This window comes from Bradyrhizobium sp., from assembly GCF_035570375.1.
In the GTDB taxonomy this organism is placed as follows: domain Bacteria; phylum Pseudomonadota; class Alphaproteobacteria; order Rhizobiales; family Xanthobacteraceae; genus Bradyrhizobium.
In genome coordinates this window covers 1-19,218 of record NZ_DATMLW010000068.1, presented here as the reverse complement: position 1 = coordinate 19,218, position 19,218 = coordinate 1, and the positions used below count along the sequence as shown (strand labels likewise).

The window sequence follows — 19,218 nt, the reverse complement described above, 5'->3', positions numbered from 1 at the left end:
CAGTTCAGTTAGATCAAGAACCTCAGCGCTCTCCGTGACGTCTGAGAACAGGACCTCGACAAAGGGATGCTGGCGGTTGAACGCGGCGCCTCGCTGGTATTTCGTGCTCACGATCCGCTGAAGCGCTGCAAGGTTTAGCTTTCCAAGCGCATTGTATTGATCACGGAACAGACTTCGTCGTCCTCCACGGTGTTCGATAGACTCGGCCCAAACGTCCATCACCTTGCGGCCTATAAACGCCTCGACGCGTTCAGTTCCATCCTGGGCAAAAAACCGCAGCCCATCCATGTTGTGCGGTCCGTCATCGATGCCGAATTGTGTAAATGACATGGGGAATTCTCCCGTTGACGGCGTTTACTCAGATTTGCAGTTCCTCGCGGACTGCGCCTCCCTCATTGTCCCACCGCGACAAAGCCGCAGCGCCCGATCTCGCATCGCTAGGCGCGTCTTCTGTCACGGGCCGTTTGCCGCGACCGGCTTCATCCTTGTGCTTGTGCAGAAATCGGGCGATCTGTCCGCGGAGCGATGCTGTCTCCAACACCTTGCCCACGGACCCGGCGGTATCGAAGATCTCCCGTTGCAGCGACGTCGGTAAGGTATTCCATTGCATGATGACCGCCGCCCCAAGACACCGCAAAACGTGCTCTTCTTCGGCGGCAAGGGCCGCGCCGCGGGACCGGTCTTTCTCGGCAACGTGCACCGCATCGTTATAAGCGTCGGCGAGGCCTCGCTCGTTATCCGCCAACGAGACGAAGCGGTCCGCCAAGTCTTGAAATTTACGGCTTTCCTCAGCGCTGCCCGAACTCTTGACGAGTTCGCCGCACTCGGTTGCTTTCGCGCGATACTGCCGAGATTTGAACATGCAGAGCCCTTTCGTTGGAAGTCTCCGCGCGTTCCGACCAACCTCGATGGTTGATGGGGATAGACATGGATATGGGGATCAAAGGTTCGAATAACGAGCCCCGGGCACAAATAAAGATCGCGCTGCTCGATGCCCATTCGCACGATAAAGACAACGGCGACATCACCGGGACCTTGAGGTCACCGCCGCGCATATCGGACCGCCTTTTTGTAGCGGCGGGAGCGCAGCACTCTCAGTCACCGATAACAGCCGGGGGACGCGCGGTGATATGGGGGATATGGTGGCCGTCCGCCGAATAGCCAGTGCTAGTCGCAACTTACTTGTCGCGAGCAGGGTTGTATTCCGATTCCAGACCGGCCATTTTGCGCCTTGGCGCAGTCGGATCGCTTCTGAGGCGAATTCCACCGGATGCTCACCCCAACGAATCGGGTTGCCTGAAGGGCGTTCGAGTCCAGCCGTGGATTTGATATGCGCCGCCGCTGCTGGGGTGCACGTCCGCGGCAGCAGCGGTTCTTATGATCTGGTCGCCGCTGACTTATGAAACGAAGACAGGGTCAATCGCGGCATTTTGATCTTGCGTCAAGCACTTCCGGTCTGCCCCGATAAGCAGAAGATGATGGGGGGTTGCACTTTGAGGAAAGCTATAGTCGCTGGATTGCTTGTGGCGTCATACGGCACGTTGATTCGTGCGAATGAGAGCGCAACTGACGCCGCATACTGCATCGGCGTGCATCGGCACGACATTGAAGTATCGAAAAAGGGTGGCGGCACGGGTTCAACGGCAGCACATATGGACCGAAGGGACCTGGAGCTGCGAAAGTTTCGGAGGGAGGAAGAGCTTCAACGCGCGATAAAACAGAAAATAATCGAGTATGGTACCGCAGCAAAAATCACGGAAGATGGTTATGCAGATTCAAGGATATGTACGCGGATCGAGCAGTGCGTGACGGAAGAATGCAAACAGCCGCTTCAACCTGCGTGTCAGCTTATACGTAAACGCTGCGACCCAATGTCCGAGATGGGTCAATAGTGTCGCGACCCGATATGACCAAGCTCGCGGCGGAGGCGCTCGGGCTAAAGCTTTTGTCCCACCCCAATTGCCGCCCGGACCAAGACAAGTGCGCCGATCTAAAGGGCGTCATTGACGGCGTAGAGAGCAACGTTACTCAAGATGAGCACCGACACTGCAATCAGGCTGGGCCACGCGAACGCGTCATGCGATTCCGCAAAGTAACCTACCATCAGCGGACCCGCTATCTGGCCGATGCCGAAGCCGGCCGTCATCAAGCCGACCGCTTGGGCGGCGCTCGCACCCCCCAGGCGGAGCGCCTCCTTGATGCCAGCCATCGTGATAACCATGAAGCTACCACCTACGCACAAGGCTGCGATCAAGAGGGTAATGGCGTTGATTGCAAGCACCGGCGCCAATACCCCAGCCGCCAGCACATATTGGGCACCTCGCCACAATCGCCGCGGGGAAAGCCGACCTAGAAGCCGTACAGCGACGAGCGTCGAAATCGCCGCGGTCGTGCCGAACACCGGCCAAACCCAGCCGAACACCGCGGGGTCGTCGATGTAGTCGCGCGCGAGCGCAGGCAAAAATGTTGCCGGAATTATATAGCCGTAGCCGAAAGCGCTGTAGCACGCTGCCGCGATCAGCGCGCTGCGCGAAGGCATGCCAAACGGGGGTGGCGCAGCCGGCGCATTGGACCTGTCGTCAGGAATAGGCGCAAGCCAAAGCAAGACAGCGGGACCGAGGGCGATGATCCCGAGCACAATCCAGGTTGCAGGCGATCCCCAGGCCCCGACGCCGGCCGTAAGGCCGACAAAGCCTGTGAAGGCAATACCGATTCCAACGCCGGCAAATATTCGTCCAGACCATTGCTCCCGGCCATTGCGCGCCAGTATCGGCATCGCCCACGCCGACACGCCGACCAGCACGAAAGCCGATGCGATTCCGGCTCCGAGACGAAACCCAAGCCAGAGTTCGAACTCGTGCGTCAGTCCCATCGCCAGCGTGAACACGCCGACCGATATCGCACCCCATCGAATCGCGCTCAACGGCCGAAGCGGCAGAACCGCGCAAATCAGGGCGCCCGCCAGGTAGCCGAGATAGTTGCCGGTGGCCAGCCAGCTTCCCTGCGCGAGCGTGAGGCTGGAGTCTTGCTGCATCAGCGGCATGATTGGCGTAAGCGAAAAACGGCCGATTCCCATGGCGGCGGCCAGACTCAATGCCCCGATCCAAGCGGCTGCGGTCGCAGATGGATTTTTTGTTGTGTCGCTCACCTCCGCTTGATTACACTTCGACATTGTTCTCGTATATTGAATAACCAAGTCACACTTATTCTCTAATTGAGAATGGATGCCCAAATGGCAGGCCCTATCAACTTTACGGATCTGCAGGTCTTCAGGTCTGTCGTTGAGGAAGGCGGGATCGTCAAGGCCGCGCGCAAACTGCACCGGGTGCCGTCCAACGTCAGCAAGCGGATCAAGCAGCTCGAGAGCTCAATGGGGGTGACATTGTTTCACCGCGACCGGCAACGTCTGCACCTGTCTCCGACAGGAGAATTGCTGCGGGGCTATGCAGACAGGCTCGTCCAGCTATCCGAAGAGGCGCGCGCCGCCGTCTCGGGTGCGAACCCGCGAGGCTTGCTCAAGCTGGGCGCGCTTGAGAGCACAGCGGCCAGCCGGCTCCCCGGCCTGCTGGCGGCTTTCCATCGTCAATATCCCGATGTTCGTCTGGAATTGACGATGGGGACCAACGACTTCCTGGTGCAGGCGGTAGTCGACCGGCGGCTCGATGCCGCCTTTATCGCCGAACCGCCCGCCAGAATACTCGCGCATATGCCGGTGTTCCGCGAACGCCTGGCGTTGATTTCGAGTCCCGACCATCCGCCGATCAAGCGGCCGCAAGATATCAAGAGCGCTTCACTGATTGCGTTTCCCGATGGGTGCGCCTATCGCCGGGTGCTCCAGCGCTGGCTCGGCCACGACGTCTTCTCGACAAAGCGGATGCTTGAACTCGGCTCCTATCACGCCATCATCGCGTGCGTCGCTTCCGGGACCGGTGTAGCCCTGGTTCCGGAATCCGTGCTGGATACGATGGCGCAGACATCGGTACGAAGACACCCGCTCCCAAAGACGTTGGCCGACATGAGCACACCTCTGGTCTGGCGTGATGGCGAGATTTCGCCGCCTGTGCTCGCACTTCGTACCTTGGTTGCATCGTTCAAAAAAGCGGCAAGACGATAAAGCTTACCCATCATGACCGTTTCGGGTTCATAAGCGTCGATTTTGGAAAATGCGACGTCAACCGGAGCTCCGCTTCACCGGTCTTCGTCCGGATGCACCCAGGCGTAGGGCGTGATCTCTTGGGTTTCCGTCAGCTTGATCATGTGCACCGGCGGCGCATGGCGTCCCTTGCGGCATGAGCGGCATTTCAGCGAGGCCTCGAGCTTCCAGAGCGGAGTGTTTTTGGGGCGGCGGATGGCATCGAGCGGCAGGCTCGCCCGCGTCTTGCAGCGATTGCATTCGACCTCCAGCCAGCCGAGCCCGCCATTGAGACATTGTCCGATCGTCGGCGAAGGCTGGGCAGGCCCGCCATAACCTTCCATGCGGATCGACCAGGCCTCAGCTTCCGCGCGGTCGGCCTCGCGAAGCGCTTTGGTCGCCATTTCTCGAGCATTTTTGGCGCGAATCTTCGAGCCGATGACCGCACCCCCATAGATCGACTGCCGGGATTTCGTGCTCATGGCGCGATACTACAGCCGCTTCGAGCACGCCACGCAACGCCACTAGGATTAGAGGCGGATAACGGCGGGATTACGCTATTGCCGTACGTTTTCGCCCGTTGGTCGTCGCACGCCAGCGTCAAGTTGTGATTCATCGCGTGGCCGGCTTGGCCTCGCTTTCGATCGAAGGCAGCGGGTCGCCGAGAAGGACGGCTTCAAAAGCCAGCAACCGCTTTTGAACCGAGATCAGGTCGACGATCGTGCTCCACGACGTGACGAGATACTGGAATGAATGTTGGACTTGGGAAAATGCATTCAAGATTTGCTGCATGATGCCGAACGTTATCATCCCGACAACGAATGTTGGCACGAGAAGGATGTAGGGAAAGATGACGTCAGTCTGAAGGTAAACGAAGCGTCCCACGTTGAAGTACATGTAATTCCAATAAAGCCAGAAATAGTTTCGGCGGACATTCGCGAACAGCGTGGCCAACGTCGGCGGGTTGGCGTGACTCGCGCTATCTTCGCCGAGCACCAACTCTTTGCGGTAGGCAGCCTCGACTCGCTGGTTGCGAAACTCAATTCCGGGCAGGCGAATTCCGATCAACGCAAGAAGGCCTGTGCCGAACATTGACCAGACGACCGCGGCGACGACCAGCGGGTATGGGATGACGCCAACAATCGGTAGTTCGGTGACATAGGTCGACAGGCGCAGCAGTACGGGAAAAAATGCAATCAACGTCAAAATCGAGCTGATGAGACTGACGCCAAGGCCTTCCGTGATGGTCGCAAAACGCATCGTGTCTTCCTGTACGCGCTGCGAGGCACCTTCGATGGTACGCAGCCGCGGCCAGTTGGCGACATAGAAGTCGTTCATTGCAGTGCGCCAGCGGAAGATGTAGTGGCTGACGAAAAAACGCGTCAACACGATCACTACGATCGCGACAGTCGCGATACTCGCAAACGTCAGGAGTGAGCCATAAAACTCCGCACGGGTAACCGCGCCGCGAGAGGCTGGCGTCAGCGCTTTCTGAATGAGGTCATAGAACGGCCCACGCCAATCGTTGAGAGCAACGCTGACCTGGACTTGGAAATACGACGTAAACAGGATCAGTGCAGAGCCAAGGATCGACCAGTTCGCCCAGGGATGCGGTGCGAGCACCATCCAGAAGCTTGCGAAGAGCGCAACACTGACCGCGAAATATAGATCGAACCACAAGTGCGGCGCCGACCAGAAACGCGACACGCCAATGACCTCTGATGCGGAGGAAACGACGAGGCTGCCCGCATAGCCGTACCAAAGCGCCATCGACAGCGCGGTCCAAATCAATGCCGACCAAAGGAACAGCTTGGGTCGCGGAAAGAAGGAAACGAACATGTTTTGTATCCACTCTGGAATGGGTGCGGCGAAGGCTCAGGTAGCACAACGGCGGGGGCGGATCAGCCCACCGAACACACACGATCCATTACAGTTTGGTTATCAACGCCCGCTGCCGGTAGGCAAGCAGGCGGACCAGCGCATCGAACCCGGCTCACAACTCCCGCGCATTGGAAAAAGCAAACGAAGACACCCGCCTCGTATTCTCGTCGAGAATCAGGCTGCGGGTGATCGGCGGCTCAGCGCGCTGGCTGCAATTTTCGCGTTCGCACAGCCGGCAATTGACGCCGATCGGCGTTCCTTCCGCTTTCTCAAGGTCGATGCCGCTGGCATAGACGAGTTTCGCGGCGTGACGGATTTCGCAGCCAAGCCCGATTGCAAACCGCGGCTGCGGTTGCGGATGCGGCGAGACCTGCCGGCGCACGACCTGCGCGATCGAGAAATAACGGGTGCCGTCGGGCAGTTCGATCACCTGGCTGAGCAGGCGATCCGGCGTGTCGAAGCTGGAATGCACGTTCCACAGCGGGCAGGTGCCGCCGAATTTCGAGAACGGAAAAGTGCCGGAGGAGAATCGCTTCGAGACATTGCCGGCATTGTCGACGCGCAGCATGAAAAAGGGCACGCCGCGCGTATTGGGCCGCTGCAAGGTGGTCAGGCGATGACAGACCTGTTCGAAACCGGTGTTGAAGCGTTGCGCCAGCACATTGACGTCGTAGCCGAGCGCTTCGGCTGCCGCATGAAACGGCTGGTACGGCATCATCGCGGCCGCGGCAAAATAATTGGCGAGCGTGATCCGGTAGAGCCGGCGCGGCGTGTCGTCGAGCGGACCGGCGCGGCCGACAGTGGTCTCGATCGCCGCGGAGTATTCGGCAAGAGCGATCTGAAAGGCGAGCTGGAACGCGCGGCCCGGTCCGTCGACCAGTTCCGAGATCAGCAGCTGGCGGCGATGGCGATCGAAACGCCGCAAGGTTTCGCGCATGACATCGACCGGCATGATGCGGGTGAGGATCGAATGTTTTTCGCGCAGGCGTGCCGCGAGTGCCTCGAACAGTGCTTCCGCAGGCACGTTCAACTCGTCACGCAGCCTTTCTGCCGCCGTTTCCAGTTCGGGGAAATAATTGCGGTTGGCCTCGATCAGATCGCGGACACGTTCGATCGGGTTGGCCTCGAACCGCGCACCCTCGTCGCGATCGGCCATCTGGGCGGCGACCATCGTCTCGCCGCGGCGCGCTTCGGCATAGGCGGCGTAAAGCCGCTGCAACGAATGCGTGACCCCGGGACAAAGTTCCGCAAGGTCGCGCAATTCCTGTTTCGGCACGTCGATCTGGCGGAACAGCGGATCGGAAAAGATCTCGTTCAGTTCGGCAAAGAAACGATCCTCGTCGGCGGTGGCGAGATCGCGCAGGTCGAGATCGTAGGTTTCCGCCAGGCGGAGCAGGATTTGAGCCGTGACGGGGCGCTGGTTGCGCTCGATCAGGTTGATGTAACTCGGGGAAAGGCCGAGGCCCTCCGCCATCTGGGTCTGCGACAGCCCCAGTTGCTGGCGGACGCGCCGAAAACGCGGGCCGACGAACAGTTTCTTACCGGAATCCGCTGGCACGGCTGCGTTCCCGACTACGTTTGTGACAAAAGTTACAAAATAACATATATGACAAGTTCAGATGTTACAAGACATCACCATTCGAAATCAAGTTCCTGTACGAGCTAAGTAGATTCGCGTTTAGCTCTATCCACGCATTTCGCAATGCACTGTCACGAATGTCGATTGGAGAACCTGAAATGGCGAAGACCTTTGAACAGCTTATTCCCGCGCCCGAGGGGCGTTTCGACGGTATCAGTCGTCCCTATACCCCGGCCGAGGTCGAGAGGCTGCGGGGCTCGGTGCCGATTGCCTATACGCTCGCCACCCGTGGCGCCAACCGGCTCTGGGAATCGCTCCAGAAGGAGGATTACGTCAATTCGCTGGGCGCGGTGACCGGCAACCAGGCGATGCAGCAGGCCCGCGCGGGACTTCCAGCAATCTATCTTTCCGGCTGGCAGGTTGCGGCCGACGCCAACACCGCAGGCGCGATGTACCCGGACCAGAGCCTCTATCCGGCAAATGCCGGGCCGGAACTGTGCCGGCGTATCAACCGCACCTTCCAGCGCGCCGACCAGATCGAGCACTCCGAAGGCGGCGCCAAGATCGACTGGTTCGTGCCGATCGTCGCCGACGCCGAAGCAGGCTTCGGCGGCCCGCTCAACTCGTTCGAGATCATGAAGGCTTATATCGAGGCGGGTGCTGCTGGCGTTCACTTCGAGGATCAACTCGCCTCCGAGAAGAAGTGCGGCCACATGGGCGGCAAGGTGCTGATTCCCACCGCCGCGCATGAGCGTAACCTGATCGCGGCAAGGCTCGCCGCCGACGTTTGCGGCACGCCGACCTTCGTACTGGCGCGAACCGATGCCGAGAGCGCCAAGCTGATCACCGCCGATGTCGACGAACGCGACCGCGAATTCATCACCGGCGAGCGCACTGCGGAAGGTTTTTATCGCCTCAAGCCGGGCACCGGTCTTGCTCACTGCATCAAGCGCGGCATCGCGTTTGCGAAATATGCCGATCTTCTGTGGTGGGAAACCTCGAGGCCGAACCTCGAAGAGGCGAAGCAGTTCGCCGAAGCGGTGCACAAGATCTATCCCGGCAAGATGCTGGCCTATAATTGCTCGCCGTCATTCAACTGGGAAGCCAATATCGACAAGGCGACGATTGCCAGGTTCCAGCGCGAAATCGGCGCGATGGGCTACAAGTTCCAGTTCGTGACACTCGCCGGCTTCCATTCGCTCAACCACGGCATGTTCGAGCTGGCGCGCGGCTACAAGGCCGAAGGCATGGCGGCATACTCGCGGCTGCAGCAGGCCGAGTTTGCCTCGGAGAAGTCTGGATATTCGGCGACGCGCCATCAGCGCGAAGTCGGCACCGGCTACTTCGATCTGGTGTCCACCACCATCACCGGCGGCACCTCGTCGACGACGGCACTGCACGACTCGACCGAAACCGCGCAGTTCAAGAAGCAGGGCGCCGACGTCCACGTTCAGGCGGCTGAATAAAAGGAGATGATGATGACTCAAGGCAGCAATTTCTGGGTGATCGGCGGCGAGTTCGGTTCGATGAACTTCCACAAGCTGGTGGAGGGCTCCGCCCAGGTCAAAGGTCCGTTCAAGACCCGTAAAGAGGCCGAAGATTGCTGGCGCGAAGTCTCGGAAGAGAACCGCCACAAGGCCGGCGTTCGATTTTCGATCGTCGAAGAACCCTCCCGCGTGATGGCCTAACCCCCAAGGGCGGCGCATGGGACTAAAGCGGCTCCTCCCGGCGAGAGCTGGCGGGAGCCGCTTGTGCTCAGGCGCGCATGTGCCGTAAGCCTTTGGGAACAAACGCGCTTTGCGGATTGACCGGTTACTGATAGGTTAACGGCGTTTTGAGTCTATCAATGCGGCGAATTTGAAGTTCCTATCGAAACTGCTGCAATCTCGGTATAGGAACTTCAAATTGAAAAGCCGCACTGAAAATATGTGTTTGCTATAGCGTTTTCGAGCGAAGTGGATACCGGTTCGCGTGAGGAAAACGCGTCAAAACGAAAGATTAGAGCCTCGGTTCTGATTCAATCAGAACCGAAAAGGCTCTGGAACTCCTTTGATTCCGAAGTTCGCATCAGAGGCCGCCGCGGCAGCTTGCGAACTTCGGCATCGCAGTTCTGGGACAGAGGTCGTCAACCCATGTCAGACGCACAAAATACCGCGAGCGAAGCCATCGGTGATGCGCGTCCGGTGCGGTTGCGGGATGCGCTGCGGCAGGCACGGATCGAAGCGGCCGACCGCACCGGCGTCGTCGTCGACCTGCGCGATGCGGAAGTGGCGCGCCTTGAAATTCTCAACGAAGCGCTCGATCCGTTGTTTGCGCAAATTCCCGACAGCGTCGATCTGTTCGATCGCGGCATCAGCCAGGGCGAGACGCCGCGGCTGTGGGTCGACGTCGTGGCACACGTGCTGATGGGACGTGACAAGCGCATCTACCGTTTCGTGCAGGATACCCGCTTCGGCCGCATCGTGCTCGCGGAGTCCCACGACGTCCCCCTCATCGTCAAGGCGGTCACCGACTATGTCGCCCGACGCATGGTCGAGCGCGAGCATGCGCTGGTGGCAACGCCGGCTGTTCCGCCTGGCGTGGAAAAAAAGCCGCGCCGGCGCAGCGCCTTTTGGACCTTCGCGCTCGGCTTCATCCTCGGCGCGGTCGCGCTGTTTGGCCTCGCGCTGTTTGCAAGCTTGCGCAGCCTTTAGGTTTTCGAAGGGATCGGTTGTGACTTTCGGTGTGCCAGCGGCTTCAAGCGTGCCGATCGTACTGACATTCATTTCGATTGTTGTCGCAGCCTCTCTATATCGCAAATGGGCCCATCTCCGCCGCGCCGAGTTCATCCGCACCTATCGATGGCCGGCCGGACTGCTCGCGAGGCTCGAGAAACATCGTCCCGGCCTCGCCAGGAAGGACAGCGCGCTGGTTTCGCGCGGCTTGCGTCAGTTTTTCATCGCCTATCTGGCGAGTGGAAAGCGATTCGTCTCGATGCCGTCGCAGGTTGCCGACGATCTGTGGCACGAATTCATTCTCTACACCCGCGAATATGATGCATTTTGCCGTCGCGCGTTCGGCGAATTCCTGCACCACACGCCGGCGGTTGTGCTCAGCGAACATCGCAAGAGCAACGAAGGTTTGCGTCGCGTATGGTGGTACTGCTGCAAGTATGAGAGCATCGACCCGGTCAATCCGACGCGGCTGCCGCTGCTGTTTGCGCTGGATGCCAAGCTGAATATTCCGGACGGATTCGTCTATCATCCCCGGTGCGAGGAACTGCGCAAAAGCGGGACTGGCGTAGCCTATTGCGGGGGTGATTTTGCCAGTGGTTCGATCGATGGCAGCACTGATGGATTCGGCGATGGTGGCGGTCATGGCGGCCATGGCGATGCCGGCGGAGGCCACGGCGGAGATGGCGGCGGCGGCGATGGCGGAGGGTGCGGCGGCGGCGGAGATTGATGCCGCTTTCCTCGGTAAGCTATGACAGCGTGATTCGCCGAATCTCCCGGACCCGACGCGCTTCGTTGATACCGCGCACGATCTGCTCACATCGCCACGCGGCGCCATCGCGCCGAATCGAAAAAATATTGTAGGCGGCGGGCGGATGGCGACCGTGTGCAAGTGCCGACGCCGAAGGCACTCCGATCACGGGGATCTGGCGCTTTGGGCCCTCGACCCGGGTCGCGGAATGAATGTGGTCGTGTCCGTGCAGCACCAGCTCCACGCCATGCTGTTTCAACAGCGCCAGCGCTTCCGATGAATCGGTCAGCCGCTTGTTGTGCGCGTCCGAGTGCAGCGGATGATGGATCAAGAGCACGCGGAACGCCTCTTCCGCAGCAAGTCCTGCAAGCGTCTTCGCAAGCGCCTGCAATTGGCTGGGCCCGAGCCATCCCGTCGCCATCAGCGGCGGTGTCGGCACTGCCGAGGATACGCCGATCAGCGCAAGTGGACCGCGGCGGCGCACCGCTGGAAATGCCGCGCCGTGATCGGAGGTTTCGTCGCCAGCGATGTAGCTTCCCCAGCTCTCGGCAAAGCGGTTTTGTGTCGCGCGAACATAGGCGTCGTGATTGCCGGGGATGACCGTGACACGCTCAGGCGTGCCGATGCTTTCGAGCCAGGCGCGCGACGGGGCAAATTCCGCTTCCAGCGCCAGGTTGACGAGATCGCCGGTGATTGCGATGTGATCCGGTGCCTGCGCCAGCATGTCCGAGACCAGCGCGTCGAGCACGTCGCGCCGGTGGATCTTGTGCCGGTTGTGCGTCCAGTTGAGATAGCCGAATGCGCGCTTGCCGACGAGCTCGGAGAGCCGCGGCTTTGGCAGCGGCGCCAGATGTGGATCGGACAGATGGGCGAGGGTGAACGTCGCCATCACATGCTTCTGTTGCCGCTGTCTGCGCGACGGAAAGTCCGAACTTCTCGCCTCACGATATCTGGAAGTGCCGGGCAATGTATTGGCAAGCCAGCCGCGCGGATGCAAGGATCAACCGCGATAGCCGACATTCCGGGGATTGCCTGACGATGAATCTGCAGAGCTTGCGACAGCGCCTGGAGCCGGCCCTGCGGCGTTTTTTTCATCTCTATTGGCTGCTCGCCCGCGGCATGACGCTTGGGGTTCGCGCCGTCATTCTCGACAGCGAAAATCGCGTGTTCCTGGTCAGGCACACCTATGTCAGCGGCTGGCACCTGCCGGGCGGCGGCGTTGAGCCCGGCGAAACCTTTCGCGACGCCTTGCGGCGGGAATTGGCGGAAGAGGGGCGAATTGAATTGACGGGCGAGCCGGAGCTGCATGGCCTGTTCCTGAACAGCCACGTTTCCCGGCGTGATCACATCGCGGTCTATCTGGTCCGGCATTTCAGCCAGGATCGTCTGCCCGAGCCCAATCGCGAAATCGCCGCCTGCGGTTTTTTCGAGTTGCAGGCCTTGCCCGCGGATACGACCACTGGGACGCGGCTGCGGATTTCAGAAGTGATGGAAGGCCGCGCGCCAATGACGAGCTGGCGTTAGTGACCCGGCGTTAGGGATCGTTAGCGATCAGTCCTTATGATTCGCAGGTGAAACCCCTAACAATCGTTAAGGAATCTCCCATGGGCGCCGTGCCGGACCCAAAACAGCCGCCAAGAGCTAGCGGTGATCTCGCCGGGATGGCGGAGGCGCTTGCGCAACTGGCAAGCCACGAATTCCCGCAAGCAGAGGCAGCTCAGCCGCGGATCGCCGTTCTGGTGCCCTGCTTCAACGAGGAGGCTGCGATCGCAAGCGTCATCGCCGACTTTCGCAAGGCGCTGCCCTCGGCCGATATTTTTGTCTACGACAACAACTCCGCAGACCGCACCGTTGCGGTCGCGCGCGCGGCCGGCGCGGCGGTGCGTAGCGAACAGCGCCAGGGCAAGGGTCACGTGGTCCGCCGCATGTTCGCCGATGTCAACGCGGACATCTACGTGCTCGTCGACGGCGACGCCACCTATGATGCCGCGAGCGCCCCGCGCATGATCGAAACCTTGACGTCGGAGCGCCTCGACATGGTGGTGGGCCTGCGCGTCGATCAGTCCGTGGCCGCCTGGCGACCATGGCACCGTACCGGCAATCGGATGCTGACCGGATTTCTGGCCACGGTTTTCGGTCAGGTATTCAAGGATATCCTTTCCGGGTACCGGGTGTTCTCGCGGCGTTTCGTCAAATCCTTTCCGGTGTTGTCGGACGGTTTCGAGATCGAAACCGAGTTGACCGTGCACGCGCTCGAGCTGGCGCTGCCAGTCGGCGAGATCGAGACGCCTTATTACGCCCGCCCCGAAGGATCGGTCAGCAAGCTCAACACCTGGCGCGACGGATTCCGGATCCTCGGCACCATCCTGAGGCTTTACCGGTCGGAAAAGCCGTTGCGTTTTTTCACGGCGATCGGCGTTTTCCTGGCGGTCGTTTCAATCGGCCTCGCGATCCCGATCATCGTCACCTTTCTCGAGCAAGGCGTCGTTCCGCGGCTGCCGACCGCGGTGTTGTCGATGGGGCTGATGATTCTGGCGATGCTCTCGGTCTCGTCTGGGCTGGTGCTCGATACGGTGACCCGCGGCCGCCGCGAGATGAAGCTGCTGGCTTATCTGGTCCAGCCTCCCGTCGGCAAGAACTGACGCGGCCGCAACTCGCTCTCACAGCAGCGATGGACCGGCACGACGCTAGATGCTACTCCCGCGAACTGCATGAGCGACCTTTCTCTCACCATATTGGCTGAGACCGCCAACGACGCCCGGTCGATCGAACGCCTTCACGACCGCACGTTCGGCCCGGGCCGCTTCGTGCTGAGCGCTTACCGCCTGCGCGAGCATGTCGACCACCTTCCCGAATTGTCGTTCACGGCCTGGATCGGGACATTGCTGGTCGGTTCCGTGCGTCAATTGCCGATCCTTGTCGGAGAAACCAAGGCCTTGCTGCTGGGACCGCTGACGGTCGAACCGCCATTTCGCGGCCACGGCGTCGGCCACGCGCTGCTCGAGCGCGCGCTCAAGGACGCGAAAGCAAGAGGCCATCGCCTGGTGCTGCTGGTCGGCGACGAGGCCTACTACGGCCGCGTCGGCTTCAAGGCCGTGCCGAAGGGGCGGGCGGTCATGCCGGGACCCGTCGACTATAATCGCCTGCTGGTCGCAGAGCTCATCGATGGTGCATTCGACGGTGTTTCGGGAGCGATCCGACCGGATTGGAGCAGGGCGCAATAGCAAGTGCCGCTAAAGCTTCGAGGCGTTTGCGGCTATCGGGTGAAAATTGGCACAGTGTCGAGCTTGCGCACGACGCCTGATCAAGAAATCAACGTCCCTCACGCAGCCAGGTAAAGGCGAATGCGCCGAGCAGAAGCAACAAGCCGATCAATCCTGCAAATATCGGCAATACGCCAACTCCCCTGACGACGCTGGCGTCGCGCATCCTTACGCCCATCCACCCGTCGCCATGGAACATGCTTGCGGCCCGCACCGGTACGATGCGCGGCAGATCGATGCTCGAACCATCCACCACGCGCCTCGCATCGCCGCCGGTAGCTCGTGTCAGCGGCTTCAAGGTCTCGGTGGTCGAGGTGACTTCCGAAAATTCCTTCGGATTGGTCGGGCCGACATTGATCAGGGCCTTCAATGTGCCGTCGGTCGCCTGCCACAGGCCGAGCTCATTGGCTGGCATTGTCGCGGTCCAGGTTCCGGGTTCGCCGGCGCTCAACGTCAGTTCACGCGCCGCTCCGGAAGGCGAGGTCACCGTCACCGGGGCGACACTGTCCGCCATGGTCTGGCGCTGGACCAGGAGGTCATGGCCGCGCACTTGAAGATGCAAAGCCTCTTCGTCGAGGTCGGGCTGCTTCATCAGCCAATGCGACGTCCGGCGCAGCAAGTCCAGGTGCGGCCCGCCGCCTTCGTAACCCCGCGCCCACAGCCAGATGTGGTCGGACAACAAAAGCGCTACGCGCCCCTCGCCAAAGCGCGAAAGCAGCAGCAGCGGTTTGCCGTCGGCGCCCGTCATGACCGGAGGGGTGGTCGTGTTGCGCGTATCCACGGTGCGGAAGAACCGGCTCCAATGCGGCGGCTCGGTATTGGCGCCCTCAAGACCGCGCGTGACGGGATGGCGTTTGCCGATGTCGCTCAGTTGGGCGAAGTACGGCTTCTCGGTGACGCCGACCGGTTCAGCCGGCAGCACCGAATCCAATGGCGTTCGCCAGATGCTCGTGGTCGACGCGTAATCGGGGCCGGCAGAGACCAGAACCGCGCCGCCGGTGCGCACATATCGCGCGATGTTGTCGAAATAGGCGATCGGCAGCACGCCCTGGCGCGCGTAGCGGTCAAAGATGATCAACTGGAATTCGTTGATCTTCTGCTGAAACAATTCGCGAGTCGGAAAGGCGATCAGCGACAACTCGTTGATCGGCGTGCCGTCCTGCTTTTCCGGCGGACGCAGGATGGTGAAGTGCACGAGATCGACGCTGGCGTCGGATTTCAGGAGGTTACGCCACGTGCGCTCGCCGGAATGCGGCTCGCCCGAAACCAGAAGCACGCGCAATTTGTCGCGCACGCCGTCGATTGCGACCACGGCGCGGTTGTTGACCAGGGTCAGTTCGTTGTCGAGCGGGGACGCCTCGATCTCCACGATGTTTTGCCCGGCGTGTTTGATGTCGACGTCGACATTGACGGTCTGGCCGCTGAGCACGGTGCGCTCGTTGATCACCTCGCCGTCGTAGCGCACCACGACCCTGGCGCGCTGGCCGCTGACGCCCTGGTCGTCCAGCCGATAGGTGATGGTCTGGACCTGTCCGACGATGCCGAATCGCGGCGCGGCTGAAATCGCTATGCGGCGGTCGCGTTCGTCCTTGCGGCCGGTGATCAGCGCGTGCACCGGGGCCTGGAATCCGAGAGCGGATGCATTCGCCGGAATGTCATGCACCCGCCCGTCGGTGATCAGGAACGCGCCGGCCACGCGATCGACCGGCACGTCGGAAAGCGCCGATGACAGCGCGCCGAACAGTTTGGTGCCGTCGGTTTCCCCGTCCGCCTGACCCGCCTCGACCACGCGCACTTCGAGGCCGCTGATTTTCTTGAGGCTGTCGAGCAGCGCCTCCTGTGCCCTTGCGGTCTCGTTGTTGCGGTTGCCGAAATTCTGGCTCGGGCTCTTGTCGATAACGACCGCGGCGACCGAGGACAAAGGTTCGCGATCCTCTCGGGTGAATGACGGATTGGCGAGCGCGAGCAGGATCAGCACCAGCGCCAAGATGCGCAAGGAAACCCCACGCGGGCGGCCGAGCAGCAGCAACGCTGTAATTACGCCGGCCGCGACCAGTGCGGTCCAGAGCACGATGGTGGGAACCAGCGGAGCAAATGTGATGCCGTAATTCATGGCGCGCACCCCGCGGCGTCGTCACGGGTTGCGACAAGGACATTACAGAAAATGATCGTGCCGGAGCTGGGCATGCCTATTGTCCGAGCCGTTCGATCAGCGCCGGCGCGTGCACCTGGTCGGCCTTGTAGTTGCCGGTCAGCGTGTACATCACAATGTTGACGCCGGCGCGGAAGGCGAATTCGCGTTGCCGCGGTTCGCCCGGCGTCATCGGCAGCATCGGCTGGCCGTCCGGGCGTATCGCCCAGGCACCAGCGAGATCGTTGGAGGTGATGATGATCGGCGAGACGCCGTCGCCGCCGCGGGCCGGATGCGACGCCGCTTCGTCATCATCTTCGCGTGGCAAGGTCTCGACCCAGGTCTGGCCCGAGTCGAAGCGGCCGGGAAAGTCGCGCAACAGATAGAACGTCTTGGTCAGGACGTGTTCGCGCGGCACCGGCTCGAGCTCGGGAACGTCAAGCGAGGAAAGGATGTTGCGCAACGTCAGCATGCCCGGCGTCTGCGAGGCGCCATTTTCTCCCGGCGGCGCCTCGACGGCATCGCGCGTATCGAACAGCACGGTGCCGCCCTGCTTCATGTAGGCGTCGATACGGTTGATGGCGTCTTGCGGCGGCTTCGGCGCGCCGGGCACGATGGGCCAGTAAATCAGCGGGAAGAACGCCAGTTCGTCATGCGCCGGATCGATGCCGACGGGATCGCCGGCCTCCAGTGCGGTGCGCTGTGCGAGAAATAGGGTGAGCCCGGACAATCCTGCCTTGACGATGGAATCGACATCGGCGTTGCCGGTGACGACATAAGCGAGCCTTGTTTGCGAAGTGGCTTTGATGGCGAAATCATCGGCGCTCTCGGCACGGACCGGAGACGGCGCAGCCAGCAGCGGCAACAGGATGAAAGCGAGCGCCAGTGCGGCCGGCGCCGCGCGCCGCTTCAGTAGCGCGGCGATACCAGCGCCAAGCATCGCGACGATAACAGCGTCGATCAGGAACAGCGCCAGCGACGACGACAGCAGGATCCCCCGCAGGTGCCGCGGTTCGGAATTGGTGTAGCTGGCGCGCCGCGCGCGCAGGCCGGACGTGTCGAGGGCTACGATGCGGTCCGCCGCGGCGAGCGTATTCACCGCGAGAGGACCGTCGGCGGGGCCATAGAATCCGGGCGGATGATCCGATGTCGCCCGATCCCGAAAATCAGCGGATAGCGGCTTTGCGGTCGACGGCGGCGGCCCGAACGCGCCAAAACCATCCAGCGTGCGCAGCGGCGCCACCGTTTCGGCTTTGGTCTCGCCCGCGACACCGGCACCCGGATTGGACGTATAGCCCGACATATCGACGATCCGTCTCAGCATTTCGACGAAGGTGCCGGACATCGGCAAATCGGACCAGCGCATATCGCCGCTGACATGAAACAGGCTGACCACGCCCTTGCCGCGCCGCTCGCCGGTGACCAATGGGGTGCCGTCCTCGAGCGAAGCCCAGCTTTTCGTCGCCAGCACCGCATCGGGCTCGGCGAGCACCTGCCGGCTGACGGTGACGTCCTTGGGCACCGCAAGACCGGCGAACGGTCCGTCGCCCGCGAAGGAGGCGAGATGCTGCGGCTTTTCCCAGGTGAGGCTGCCGCCGAGGCTGCGTCCGCCGCGGCGCAGTTTGACCGGCACGAGGTCGTCATCGGCCTGCGCCAGACGTGGTCCGGCAAAGCGCACCAGCACGCCGCCTTGCTCGATCCACGCAGAGATGCGTTCGCGGATTTCCGGCGACAGCGTGCCGACATCGGCCAGCACTATCATCGGCAGCTTCTGGTCGAGGAATTGCGTGATCGCCTGCTGAGGCGCGCCGCGATCGCCGAGCCGCACGTCGGCGAACGGCGCCAGGGCCCGGGTGAGATAGAATGTCGAAGCCAGCAAAGGCTGCGCGGTATCGTTGGTCGATCCGCTGACCACGCCGATCGCGCGGCGCCGCCACCTTTTGTCGAGCAGTTGCACGGCGCCGGCCGAGCGTTCGCCGGATATTTCAAGCCGCGCGATATCGTTGCGCAACTCGACCGGAAGGTCGAACGCCGCTTCGGTCTCGCGGTCCTGTGGTCCGAAAGTGTAGCGCGCTTCGGCGATCGGCGACGCCTTCTGGTCGAGCGCGCGCACGATCCCGGCGGCAATGCCGCCCTCGGTGCGCAGCACCTTCACCGTCATCTTGGCCGCGGCGTTTTCGGCGGCGGCCAGCGCGAGCGCGGTCGGGTTGCCGCCTTCAAAAATCGTCAACGTCCGATCACCTATGGTTTTGCTGAGGCCCTGGAGGAACTCCGGTCCCCGACCGGTATCGACACCATCCGACAGCCAGGCGATCTCGCAGTCGCCGGTGGCTTTGAGGAAACGCTCGATCGCGGGGAGGGTTTCCACCCGCTCGATCGAATAGGGTTTTGGCGCAAGCTGGCGCAACGCCACGCGCGCCGTGCCGCCCGTCATGATCGTGATGTCCCGTGTGGGTTCGGACAGCGGAACCAGCGCGATGCCGCGCCGGTTGCTGTCGGCATTGGCAATCAGTTCGTCCGCGGCCTTGACCCGGGCATCCCAGCTACTGGCCGCGCTCCAGCCGTCGTCGATCAGGATCGCAAGGGGCGCGCTGGAGCCGGCAAGCCCGGTTGGCGGATTCCAGATCGGTCCCGCGGCCGCCAGAATAACGAGGCCGGCGGCCAGCAGGCGCAAGGCGGTCAACCACCATGGCGTCCGTGACGGCGTCTCTTCCTTTGGCGCGATGTCGAACAACAACCGGGTCGGTGGAAACTCGATACGGCGCGGGCG

General features: G+C 61.7%; 17 protein-coding genes. 8 read left to right on the top strand and 9 right to left on the bottom strand.

Features of this window, described 5'->3' with window-relative positions:
• The 3 genes from VNX23_RS07425 to VNX23_RS07415 form a co-directional block, all read right to left on the bottom strand.
• A partial coding sequence (locus VNX23_RS07425) for a signal transduction histidine kinase (RefSeq protein WP_325628616.1) occupies positions 1 to 330 on the bottom strand: 330 nt, incomplete at its 3' end.
• A 28-nt stretch (positions 331 to 358) separates the two neighbouring features.
• On the bottom strand, positions 359 to 862 hold the full coding sequence (locus tag VNX23_RS07420; RefSeq protein WP_325628615.1) for a hypothetical protein: 504 nt from the start codon (positions 860 to 862) through the stop codon (positions 359 to 361).
• 1,128 nt (positions 863 to 1,990) lie between these two features.
• Positions 1,991 to 3,172: a YbfB/YjiJ family MFS transporter gene (locus VNX23_RS07415; protein ID WP_325628613.1), complete on the bottom strand. Its 1,182-nt coding sequence runs from the start codon at positions 3,170 to 3,172 to the stop codon at positions 1,991 to 1,993.
• A 60-nt stretch (positions 3,173 to 3,232) separates the two neighbouring features.
• On the opposite strand from VNX23_RS07415, the gene VNX23_RS07410 reads away from it, so the two are divergent.
• The gene (locus VNX23_RS07410; protein WP_325628611.1) at positions 3,233 to 4,114 is read left to right on the top strand and encodes a LysR family transcriptional regulator; all 882 of its coding nucleotides are present in this window, start codon (positions 3,233 to 3,235) and stop codon (positions 4,112 to 4,114) included.
• Positions 4,115 to 4,188: 74 nt separating this feature from the next.
• Here the strand turns inward: VNX23_RS07410 and VNX23_RS07405 are convergent, their stop codons facing one another.
• The 3 genes from VNX23_RS07405 to VNX23_RS07395 all read right to left on the bottom strand — a co-directional run bounded on the left by VNX23_RS07405 (position 4,189) and on the right by VNX23_RS07395 (position 7,571).
• Positions 4,189 to 4,614: a hypothetical protein gene (locus VNX23_RS07405; RefSeq protein ID WP_325628610.1), complete on the bottom strand. Its 426-nt coding sequence runs from the start codon at positions 4,612 to 4,614 to the stop codon at positions 4,189 to 4,191.
• Between the two features lie 130 nt (positions 4,615 to 4,744).
• Positions 4,745 to 5,971 (bottom strand): peptide antibiotic transporter SbmA, encoded by a 1,227-nt coding sequence (gene sbmA / locus VNX23_RS07400; RefSeq protein WP_325628608.1) that lies wholly within the window; start codon positions 5,969 to 5,971, stop codon positions 4,745 to 4,747.
• Between the two features lie 154 nt (positions 5,972 to 6,125).
• A complete protein-coding gene (locus tag VNX23_RS07395; protein WP_325628607.1) occupies positions 6,126 to 7,571 on the bottom strand; it encodes a helix-turn-helix domain-containing protein in 1,446 nt (481 codons plus the stop codon).
• A gap of 179 nt (positions 7,572 to 7,750) precedes the next feature.
• Here VNX23_RS07395 and aceA point away from each other — a divergent pair, with 179 nt between their 5' ends.
• The 4 genes from aceA to VNX23_RS07375 all read left to right on the top strand — a co-directional run bounded on the left by aceA (position 7,751) and on the right by VNX23_RS07375 (position 11,033).
• Positions 7,751 to 9,058, top strand: coding sequence for an isocitrate lyase (gene aceA / locus VNX23_RS07390; protein WP_325628605.1), 1,308 nt, complete (start codon positions 7,751 to 7,753; stop codon positions 9,056 to 9,058).
• Between the two features lie 12 nt (positions 9,059 to 9,070).
• Positions 9,071 to 9,280, top strand: a complete 210-nt coding sequence (locus VNX23_RS07385; protein WP_325628603.1) for a DUF4170 domain-containing protein — start codon at positions 9,071 to 9,073, stop codon at positions 9,278 to 9,280.
• Between the two features lie 444 nt (positions 9,281 to 9,724).
• A complete protein-coding gene (locus tag VNX23_RS07380) occupies positions 9,725 to 10,285 on the top strand; it encodes a hypothetical protein (RefSeq protein ID WP_325628601.1) in 561 nt (186 codons plus the stop codon).
• 19 nt (positions 10,286 to 10,304) lie between these two features.
• Complete coding sequence (locus VNX23_RS07375; RefSeq protein ID WP_325628600.1) at positions 10,305 to 11,033, top strand: hypothetical protein; 729 nt, start codon at positions 10,305 to 10,307, stop codon at positions 11,031 to 11,033.
• 19 nt (positions 11,034 to 11,052) lie between these two features.
• Here the strand turns inward: VNX23_RS07375 and VNX23_RS07370 are convergent, their stop codons facing one another.
• Positions 11,053 to 11,943 carry a metallophosphoesterase gene (locus VNX23_RS07370; protein ID WP_325628599.1) on the bottom strand — a complete coding sequence of 297 codons (891 nt, stop codon included), beginning with the start codon at positions 11,941 to 11,943 and terminating at the stop codon, positions 11,053 to 11,055.
• Positions 11,944 to 12,092: 149 nt separating this feature from the next.
• Here VNX23_RS07370 and VNX23_RS07365 point away from each other — a divergent pair, with 149 nt between their 5' ends.
• The 3 genes from VNX23_RS07365 to VNX23_RS07355 all read left to right on the top strand — a co-directional run bounded on the left by VNX23_RS07365 (position 12,093) and on the right by VNX23_RS07355 (position 14,278).
• Complete coding sequence (locus VNX23_RS07365; RefSeq protein ID WP_325628597.1) at positions 12,093 to 12,578, top strand: NUDIX domain-containing protein; 486 nt, start codon at positions 12,093 to 12,095, stop codon at positions 12,576 to 12,578.
• A 137-nt stretch (positions 12,579 to 12,715) separates the two neighbouring features.
• The gene (locus tag VNX23_RS07360; protein ID WP_325628618.1) at positions 12,716 to 13,696 is read left to right on the top strand and encodes a glycosyltransferase family 2 protein; all 981 of its coding nucleotides are present in this window, start codon (positions 12,716 to 12,718) and stop codon (positions 13,694 to 13,696) included.
• A gap of 69 nt (positions 13,697 to 13,765) precedes the next feature.
• The gene (locus VNX23_RS07355) at positions 13,766 to 14,278 is read left to right on the top strand and encodes an N-acetyltransferase (RefSeq protein WP_325628595.1); all 513 of its coding nucleotides are present in this window, start codon (positions 13,766 to 13,768) and stop codon (positions 14,276 to 14,278) included.
• Between the two features lie 88 nt (positions 14,279 to 14,366).
• Here VNX23_RS07355 and VNX23_RS07350 read toward each other — a convergent pair whose 3' ends face one another.
• Positions 14,367 to 16,430, bottom strand: coding sequence for a hypothetical protein (locus tag VNX23_RS07350; RefSeq protein WP_325628594.1), 2,064 nt, complete (start codon positions 16,428 to 16,430; stop codon positions 14,367 to 14,369).
• 76 nt (positions 16,431 to 16,506) lie between these two features.
• On the bottom strand, positions 16,507 to 19,218 hold a 2,712-nt coding region (locus VNX23_RS07345; RefSeq protein ID WP_325628593.1), incomplete at its 5' end, for a DUF4159 domain-containing protein.

Bases quoted from the DNA above. Each gene is read 5' to 3' on its own strand.
- VNX23_RS07420 (WP_325628615.1), bottom strand. From the start codon at position 862: ATGTTCAAATCTCGGCAGTATCGCGCGAAAGCAACCGAGTGCGGCGAA.
- VNX23_RS07415 (WP_325628613.1), bottom strand. From the start codon at position 3,172: ATGTCGAAGTGTAATCAAGCGGAGGTGAGCGACACAACAAAAAATCCA.
- VNX23_RS07410 (WP_325628611.1), top strand. From the start codon at position 3,233: ATGGCAGGCCCTATCAACTTTACGGATCTGCAGGTCTTCAGGTCTGTC.
- VNX23_RS07405 (WP_325628610.1), bottom strand. From the start codon at position 4,614: ATGAGCACGAAATCCCGGCAGTCGATCTATGGGGGTGCGGTCATCGGC.
- sbmA (WP_325628608.1), bottom strand. From the start codon at position 5,971: ATGTTCGTTTCCTTCTTTCCGCGACCCAAGCTGTTCCTTTGGTCGGCA.
- aceA (WP_325628605.1), top strand. From the start codon at position 7,751: ATGGCGAAGACCTTTGAACAGCTTATTCCCGCGCCCGAGGGGCGTTTC.
- VNX23_RS07385 (WP_325628603.1), top strand. From the start codon at position 9,071: ATGACTCAAGGCAGCAATTTCTGGGTGATCGGCGGCGAGTTCGGTTCG.
- VNX23_RS07380 (WP_325628601.1), top strand. From the start codon at position 9,725: ATGTCAGACGCACAAAATACCGCGAGCGAAGCCATCGGTGATGCGCGT.
- VNX23_RS07370 (WP_325628599.1), bottom strand. From the start codon at position 11,943: ATGGCGACGTTCACCCTCGCCCATCTGTCCGATCCACATCTGGCGCCG.
- VNX23_RS07365 (WP_325628597.1), top strand. From the start codon at position 12,093: ATGAATCTGCAGAGCTTGCGACAGCGCCTGGAGCCGGCCCTGCGGCGT.
- VNX23_RS07360 (WP_325628618.1), top strand. From the start codon at position 12,716: ATGGCGGAGGCGCTTGCGCAACTGGCAAGCCACGAATTCCCGCAAGCA.
- VNX23_RS07355 (WP_325628595.1), top strand. From the start codon at position 13,766: ATGAGCGACCTTTCTCTCACCATATTGGCTGAGACCGCCAACGACGCC.
- VNX23_RS07350 (WP_325628594.1), bottom strand. From the start codon at position 16,430: ATGAATTACGGCATCACATTTGCTCCGCTGGTTCCCACCATCGTGCTC.